Origin of the sequence: Streptomyces sp. NPDC004658, from assembly GCF_040609555.1 — a bacterium.
Classification (GTDB): Bacteria; Actinomycetota; Actinomycetes; order Streptomycetales; family Streptomycetaceae; genus Streptomyces.
This window is the reverse complement of record NZ_JBEXKG010000259.1, coordinates 1-6,993: the sequence shown is the minus strand read 5'-3', so window position 1 is coordinate 6,993 and position 6,993 is coordinate 1. Positions and strand designations below refer to the sequence as shown.

The 6,993-nt window shown below is 68.9% G+C and carries 4 protein-coding genes; 2 read left to right on the top strand and 2 right to left on the bottom strand.

Features of this window, described 5'->3' with window-relative positions:
• Positions 1-349: 349 nt before the first annotated feature.
• Both ABZV94_RS39175 and ABZV94_RS39170 read left to right on the top strand, forming a co-directional pair.
• Positions 350-541 carry a hypothetical protein gene (locus ABZV94_RS39175; RefSeq protein WP_356349455.1) on the top strand — a complete coding sequence of 64 codons (192 nt, stop codon included), beginning with the start codon at positions 350-352 and terminating at the stop codon, positions 539-541.
• A gap of 286 nt (positions 542-827) precedes the next feature.
• Positions 828-2,642: a DUF2637 domain-containing protein gene (locus tag ABZV94_RS39170; RefSeq protein WP_356349460.1), complete on the top strand. Its 1,815-nt coding sequence runs from the start codon at positions 828-830 to the stop codon at positions 2,640-2,642.
• Positions 2,643-2,979: 337 nt separating this feature from the next.
• Here the strand turns inward: ABZV94_RS39170 and ABZV94_RS39165 are convergent, their stop codons facing one another.
• Positions 2,980-6,435, bottom strand: a complete 3,456-nt coding sequence (locus ABZV94_RS39165) for a hypothetical protein (protein WP_356349454.1) — start codon at positions 6,433-6,435, stop codon at positions 2,980-2,982.
• Positions 6,435-6,854, bottom strand: a complete 420-nt coding sequence (locus tag ABZV94_RS39160; protein ID WP_356349457.1) for a Tad domain-containing protein — start codon at positions 6,852-6,854, stop codon at positions 6,435-6,437. The genes ABZV94_RS39165 and ABZV94_RS39160 overlap by 1 nt, the downstream gene beginning before the upstream one ends.
• Positions 6,855-6,993 lie beyond the last annotated feature (139 nt).

Sequence of the window (6,993 nt, the reverse complement as noted above, 5' to 3'; positions counted from 1 at the left end):
TCACCGGCGAGAACACCATCTCCTGGCGCGACCCGACACCACAGACCAAACAGCTGTTTTCGGGATGAAACATCGGGCGAAAACGACCTCTTAGACGCCGCGTCGTGTGTGCGTGGATCTGGCCGGCCTCGCTGGGGACGGAAGGAAAGAAGACGTTTAGGTACAGCCGGGCCGAGGCAAAGACGGTGATCGCTATGACAGCCTTGCTGGTGCCGTTGCTCGGCTGGTCTCACTCACCTGGTACAGGGCCCCAGCATCTGGGGGCTTCCCGCCGCACTGCGGCATGCTTCGTCGGGCGTGATGGGGGTGCGAGCAGTGCGTTGTCAATGCCGACGGCGATGATGACCGCATGACGATGGCCCTGCGGATTGCTGCGTTCATCTGTACTGGCCCGGACGGGATTCGTCCATCCTCCGCCGTCGCCTCCGACAACCGGGCGCCAGCAGACACGGGCAAGCGACGTGAAGCCGCTGTAGCCGGCACCTGTTCGGCCAGGTCGGCGGCCTTCTCGGAAATCCGTGCGGGCTGGTCGCTGGCGTGAGTGCGTAATCAGTCGCGATCGTGTCGGCGGGCAGAGCGTGGTTGTGCCCCAGCGTCGGGCCGGGGCACGACGAGGGACCCGGGGGGAGCGCGGTGGTGGTGCTGGTGGTCATATGTTGATGGTTATGCGTCAAGTGTCCAGTGAGGCGACGCATCCGGGTTGGCGTCGTGGGAGTGTGAAGGCTGGCTAGACGTGAGGTTTCGGCGGGGAGTGGAGCGTGGCTGCGGGGAAGGGTGTGGTACCCGAGCTGACCCGGGCGCATCGGGTCCTTGTCGGTGTGGTCGTGATGGGTGCCGTGGTCATCGCGGGTATCGGCTTCGCCGGTTCGTACGCGGCGGTCCGTGAGCTGGCCATCAAGAAGGGCTTCGGGAACTTTTCCTATGTGTTCCCGGTGGGCATTGACGCAGGCATTTGTGTGCTGCTGGCCCTGGACCTGCTGCTGACTTGGATCCGCATCCCCTTCCCGCTGCTGCGCCAGACGGCGTGGCTGCTGACGGCGGCGACGATCGCGTTCAACGGCGCCGCCGCCTGGCCGGACCCGCTGGGTGTCGGGATGCACGCGGTGATCCCGGTGCTGTTCGTCGTGGCGGTCGAGGCGGCCCGGCACGCGATCGGCCGGATCGCCGACATCACGGCCGACAAGCACATGGAGGGGGTCCGCCTCGCCCGTTGGCTCCTGTCCCCGGTGCCTACGTTCCTGCTGTGGCGCCGCATGAAGCTGTGGGAGCTGCGCTCCTACGACCAGGTGATCAAGCTGGAGCAGGAACGTCTGGTCTACCAGGCCAGTCTGCGCTCTCGTTTCGGCCGGGCCTGGCGCCGCAAGGCGCCGGTGGAGTCGCTGATGCCGCTGAGGCTGGTACGGTACGGCGTTCCTTTGGCCGAGACGGCTCCGGCCGGGCTGGCAGCTGCGGGCATTGACGAGCCGCCGATCCAGTTCACCGTCGAGCGGGCCCCGGTTCCGGCCCAGAGGCACAGTCCCGAACTTGAGGCCGCTGTTGATCGGGAGAAGGAACTGGGGCCGGTGCGCGGCGCGCAGCCTCAGCCTGTTGAGCAGCCGGTAACACGAACCGCACATCCTGAGCAGCCGCACGATCTCGGGGATGACGGGAACGCCCGACGTCTCGCCGACGCCTATCGGGACTGGCTGGCTGCCTTTGGATTCGAGCCCACGAGCGCGCAGTTCGCTGTGTGGCTCCAAGACCAGTACGGCATTGCCACCGCGGCTGGTGGGCCGCTGTCCGCGGAACAACTCGAACCCCTGCTGCGACTGCTCATGCAGCGTCATACACTCCCAGCTCAGGACGGTACTGAACCCCAGGCTTCACTTGAGGCGGACGCGGGATGGGGTGATTACTTCTACAACGCCTGGCTCGCGTATGCGCAAGAGTACGGGTCCTATCCCGATGCCGCCGCTCTCGCCGCGTACGTCTACGAGCGGGACCAGGTTACTGGTGGCAGCGGCCGGCCCGTCACGGGTGAAGACCTGGAGGGCTTCGTCTCCGCCTTCCGGCAGCGCGAGTTCGATCAGGCAGAGCGGCCCGCCACCGAGGAAGCGTGCGAGCCCGCTGCACAGTCACCCGCCGACGATCCCCTCCCGAACGAGGAGGAGCCTGCGCCGGCACCGGCCGACGCGAGTGCGCATCCCGCCAAGGAGAAGCGTGGCCTAAGGGTGAGTGCCGCCGTCGACGATTCGCCGACCGAGGGTGACGCGACCGGGGCGGCGGCCGCGCTCACCACGGTGGACCGTTACTACCTGGCTTGGACGGAGTACAAGACCGAGCATGGCGAGGAACCCAAGGCCGATGAGCTCTCCGTCTACCTGGCAAGCAGCAAGGGCATGACCGGCCGCAGCGGAAAGCCGGTCAGCCCGTCCACCCTGCGCCGCTACCTCTTGCAGTTCCGTGTCTACACCTTCTGGGCGGAACACCGCGTGCGCAACGAAACCCCGTCACTGGACGCCATCGCACAGGAATGCGCAACCAACGGGGTTACCGGGCAGCACAACAAGCCCCTGACCACCGACTACATTGCCGAGCTGGCCGTCGACTTCGAACGGCGCTGGCAGGCACTTACCCGACACCACGCGCAGCCGCAGCGGTGAGGACACACTGGAACACCGACCTGCCGGAGTCCGGTGCGCATTCCATGATCCCGGATCGCATCAGAGCAGCCGGTGGCGAGCGCATGGCTAGGCATCACCCTGTACTTGATGCAGGGCCGGTCATTGTCTCTTGAGCCCTCAGGGAGAAGGCAGCGGCTGCCCTGGAGAGTGGCCTGGCCCCGCATGCGCCCGCGGTTGCGTAGACCGTACGGGAGCGCTGGGGGAGTGGCGCACGCGGCTGCCCGCGTTCGTTCAACGATGCCGCTCTGTACGCCTGTGCGGCCTGCGACCTCGCCGCCAGCCAGTGGCGGGCACTGCGCATCCGTGCGCGCCCCCCTCACAAGGCGTTGCGTTCCGTTGTGGCCGGCGCGTTGAGGAGTGTGTTGATGAGTTGTTCGGTTTCGGTTTCCAGTGAGCAGTCCAGGGCTTGGTTGACCTGTTGGAGGCGGGTGATGGCGGTGTGCAGGCCTTGCCGGTTCCCGGCCGCGTGTTCGATGCGGAGCCAGTCCCGGTACAGCAGTTCGGCGGTGTCGTCGACTTCTAGGCCTGTTGCGATGGCCTGGCGGGCTGCGCTGAGGTTGTGGTGGGGGCCCGGGGGCGTGCGGTAGGTGGCCACCGTGTGCGCCACGTCGATGATCCGTGTGATCATTTCCTGCTGGTAGGGCTCGGCCCAGGGCAGTGCCTTGCCCCCGAAGGGTTTTCCGCGGACCAGGGCGAGTGCGTTTTCCAGTTCGGTCAGGCCGGCCGGGCCCTGTGGCAGGGCGGATTCGACGAGCTCAAGGAAGCGGGTCCAGTCGCAGCGTACTTGGGGGGAGAGCCGGTAGGGGTCCTCGCCGGTCTTGCGGCGCGGCACGTAGAGGTTGCCGGCCGAGTCGCTACCCAGGGAGCTGCGCAGGCCCTGCATCCGTGCGTTGAGGGTGCTCGTCGACCACGGGCTGACGGGATCCATGTCGGCACACAGCACGTCCGCGCTGCGGCCCGGACGGAAGTACAACAGGGCGGCCAGTTGCGCCATTCTGGGGCCGTGACCGGTGCTGTTCACGCCCGTCACCTCGACTGGCCCCAGCACACGGATCTCCGGGGCATGCAGGTCCTGTGCCTGGCGCTCTTTCCCCTGCGGCACGGCAGGCTCCTCGAGGGCGGCCCCCGGGGCGTCAGCCTTCCCAGCCTGTGCGGTGTCGGTGGACTCAGCAGCGGCCGGGGCCGCCGACACCGCTGTCTCGGCGCCCGGTCCGGCTTCGTCGTCCAGCTGGGGCGGCGACGCGGCGGGGGTGAGGAGCCGGAGCCCGGACGGATCGGCGCTGGCGGCGAGCAGGGCCGGGAAGACCTCGCTGCTCACGTCCGTTGCCGCTGCTGGTGACGGGCTCGAGGCGGCAGTGGTTGCGGGCGCGGACTCTTTCGGCAACGGGTGCTCGGGTTGCTGTGTGCTGTCGAGCTCGTCTGGGACGTCTTCCCAGGGCCCCTCGGCAGGGTGGGGCGGCTGCCCGGACACCTTCAACGCGGTGGTGATCTGCAGGTAGGCGGCGTGCTCCAGACGCTGCACGGTGATGTCGGTGCCGGCGTAGTCGAGGGTCTGCGGGTCGCTGATCGAGGCGTTGAGGATCTCCGCCTCGGGGAAACGAGCGGCCGTCGTACTGGCCGGGGCGATCAGCGTGACGGGCACCGCTCCGGCACGGTCGATGAGGTCGGCGAACTGCCAGGCCGTGTCCTCGTCCAGCGAGGACGCGCACAGCAGCACGTACGGCTGATGCTGGGTCCCGGGCATCTGGTGGGCCTCCAGCAGGCGTTCGCTCAGATCACGCAGCGCATGCGTGGCCTGCCGCATGTGGGCGATCCTCGCGGTGGGCAGCAGCTGGGGCAGGTCCTCGCCGAACCCCACGGTGACGACCTCCACATCGGCCGCCCACGGACTCATTCCGAGTTCCAGCGCCAGCGAGGTGCACACCTCGGTGATGTGGACCGGGTTGCCGTTCAGTAACAGCGCGGGCAACTGCGCGAGGTTGAGCAGCAGCAGGTCGCCCGCCTCGGTGCTGCCGATCGTGACCAGCCCCGGATACGGTGCCGGCACCTCGCGGGCGGCCTCCTCGTCCAAGACGGCGGCCTCAGCGGGCAGGACCCACCAGCCGCCCCGCCCGGCAGCGAAGGGCGCCACCGGTTCTTGGGCGAGGTCCTCGGGCAGCACCTCAACCGCTCGGGTCCCGATCCGGGCGGCCCGCAGGGGCGGCAGAACGAGCTCCTCCCCCTGCTGGGCCGCGTTGTGGGCCAGCGCCCGCAGGGCCACGTCCAGGCGGGCAGCGCCTGCCGGTTCGGCGGCCGCCGCCAGCTGGGCTTCTGCTGTGGAGGTTACCGACGCGATGGCGATCTTCTCGCCGGGCTTGCGGCGGCGGCGCTGCAGCGTCCTGCGCAGGGCGAGGGCGCCAGTGATGGCGGCGGCCAGCAGTGCGCCGGCGCCGAGCACGATGCGCAGGTTGTGAGGGCCGCTGCTGACTGGAGCCGTCGCGGGGGCGGCAGTGGAGCCGGATGCTTCCGGTGACGGCACCGATGCTGGCGGAGAGGTGGCAGGAGGCGTGGCGCTAGTGCTGGGCTGGGGCGCCGTGGACGCTGAGGCGGGCGGAGACGACTGCTCCTGCCCCGGCTGCTCGGCAGGGTGGCTGGCCGGTGCGCTGGGTGTCGACGACTCGGGTGCCGGCGCTGTGGTCTGGCTGGGCGTGGGTGTTGGCGCGTCGTCGCCGTCACCCGGCTTCAGCGTGCTGTCGGGAGTCTGGGTGGCCGGGAGAGTGGCCTCGTGACCCCCCGACTCCGTGCCCTGCCCGGGGCCTTGGTCCGGTTGATGGGGCCGGGCCTCGGGCACCGTGATCTGCTGTCCCGCGTAGATGACGTCCGGGTCGGAGATCTGGGGCAGTCCGTGCGGCTGCGGCTTGCCCCGGCTGGCCTCGAACAACTCTGGCCAGTCGTCGCCGTCACCGAGCTCCTTCTCTGCGATCTTCGACAGGTAATCACCGGAGTGGACGGTGACGACGTGCCCGCCCTTCTCGTCGGCAGCCGGGGCTCGGTCACCCAGCTGCGTACGGACGCCTCCGACGGCCACGGAGGTCTCAGGCATCTGCAGCTGCCAGCCGGGCTGCAGAAAACTGTTCGCGCGGAAAACCGTGCCGTCGGCCATGGTCCGGCCCTCATTCAGATCGGCGATCTCGCGCCACCGCTCGCCGTCCCCCAACTCCTTCTCCGCAATGCCCCACAAGCTCTCCGCGGGCCGCCTTTCGCGCACCGTGTACGTCGCGCGGGACGCCGGGGTGCTTGCCGCAGGCGTCGGAGCCTGCTTGGTGTCGGTGGCCTGAGAGATCTGAGTTTGCCCGGGAATGTGGGTGGCGGTGCTGGCGGCCGGGGAGGCGTGGGCGTTGGAGGCCAGGGCGGAGCTGGTGGGCAGCAATACCAGAATGCTGCCGATCAGCAGGGCGGCGGCGCGTTGTGAGGCACCCAGCCCGCGCGGGGCATGCCAGGTGCGGCCCCTGACCTGTGCGATGAGCTCGCGGACGGCGCAGAAGGTGAATTGCGCCCACCCGATCCACCCCACGCCGGCGAGCAGCAGCAGGAACACGCTGCCGGTGTCTTGCCGGTCCAGCAGGTGCATGACGTCGTCGTGGGTGGCTGCCCAGATGACCGGGGAGGCCCAGGCCAGCAGCAGCGGCAGCCCGACGACCGTAAGCGCCAGGACCAGCAGACTCAGCACGGCCTTGATGACCCGCGCCAGGGTGCGGCCGGTGGTTGCGGCGGGGGACGGGGTGGTGCTCATCAGTTTCCTTCGTCGGGTGCCGTGACGCCATGCAGGAGGGTGGCTTTGCCCTGGCCGGTCACCGACAGAGAGCCGATCCCGACCATCGACAAGAACTTCGTGTCGTAGGTGCCGGTGACCGTGACGGTCAGCGTCTTTCCGTCGCCGGACACGCTGACCGTGCCGGTGGCGCCGGCGGAGCGTAGGTAGGCCTGTGCTGCGGCGGCTGCGGCCTGCGGATCTACATCGATCGCCTTCCCGCTGATCGCGTCGGCGGGATCGATGGCCTGCCCGCCTGCCCGGGCGGCTTCGCCGGCGATGTAGTCCGCGTGTTCCGTGGCACGCATCTTGCTGCCGCCGTCGACGGCGACCCCGATGATCCCGATCAGCGCGATGACGCACACGGCGACGAACACGGTGACGCCTCCCCGGTCGTCCATGCCCGGTCGCCGGAACATCTCACGGATGATCATCCATCCCCCCGTGTGCGAAAGGCATTGGGTTCGTCGGGTGGGTGGAGGGGGGAACGGTGCGGTGAGCTGGTGTTTTCGGGGTTCGCTCGGTCGGTGGGTTTGACCG

Coding starts and splice junctions, on each gene's coding strand:
- ABZV94_RS39175 (WP_356349455.1), top strand. CDS start 350: ATGACGATGGCCCTGCGGATTGCTGCGTTCATCTGTACTGGCCCGGAC.
- ABZV94_RS39170 (WP_356349460.1), top strand. CDS start 828: ATGGGTGCCGTGGTCATCGCGGGTATCGGCTTCGCCGGTTCGTACGCG.
- ABZV94_RS39165 (WP_356349454.1), bottom strand. CDS start 6,435: ATGAGCACCACCCCGTCCCCCGCCGCAACCACCGGCCGCACCCTGGCG.
- ABZV94_RS39160 (WP_356349457.1), bottom strand. CDS start 6,854: ATGGACGACCGGGGAGGCGTCACCGTGTTCGTCGCCGTGTGCGTCATC.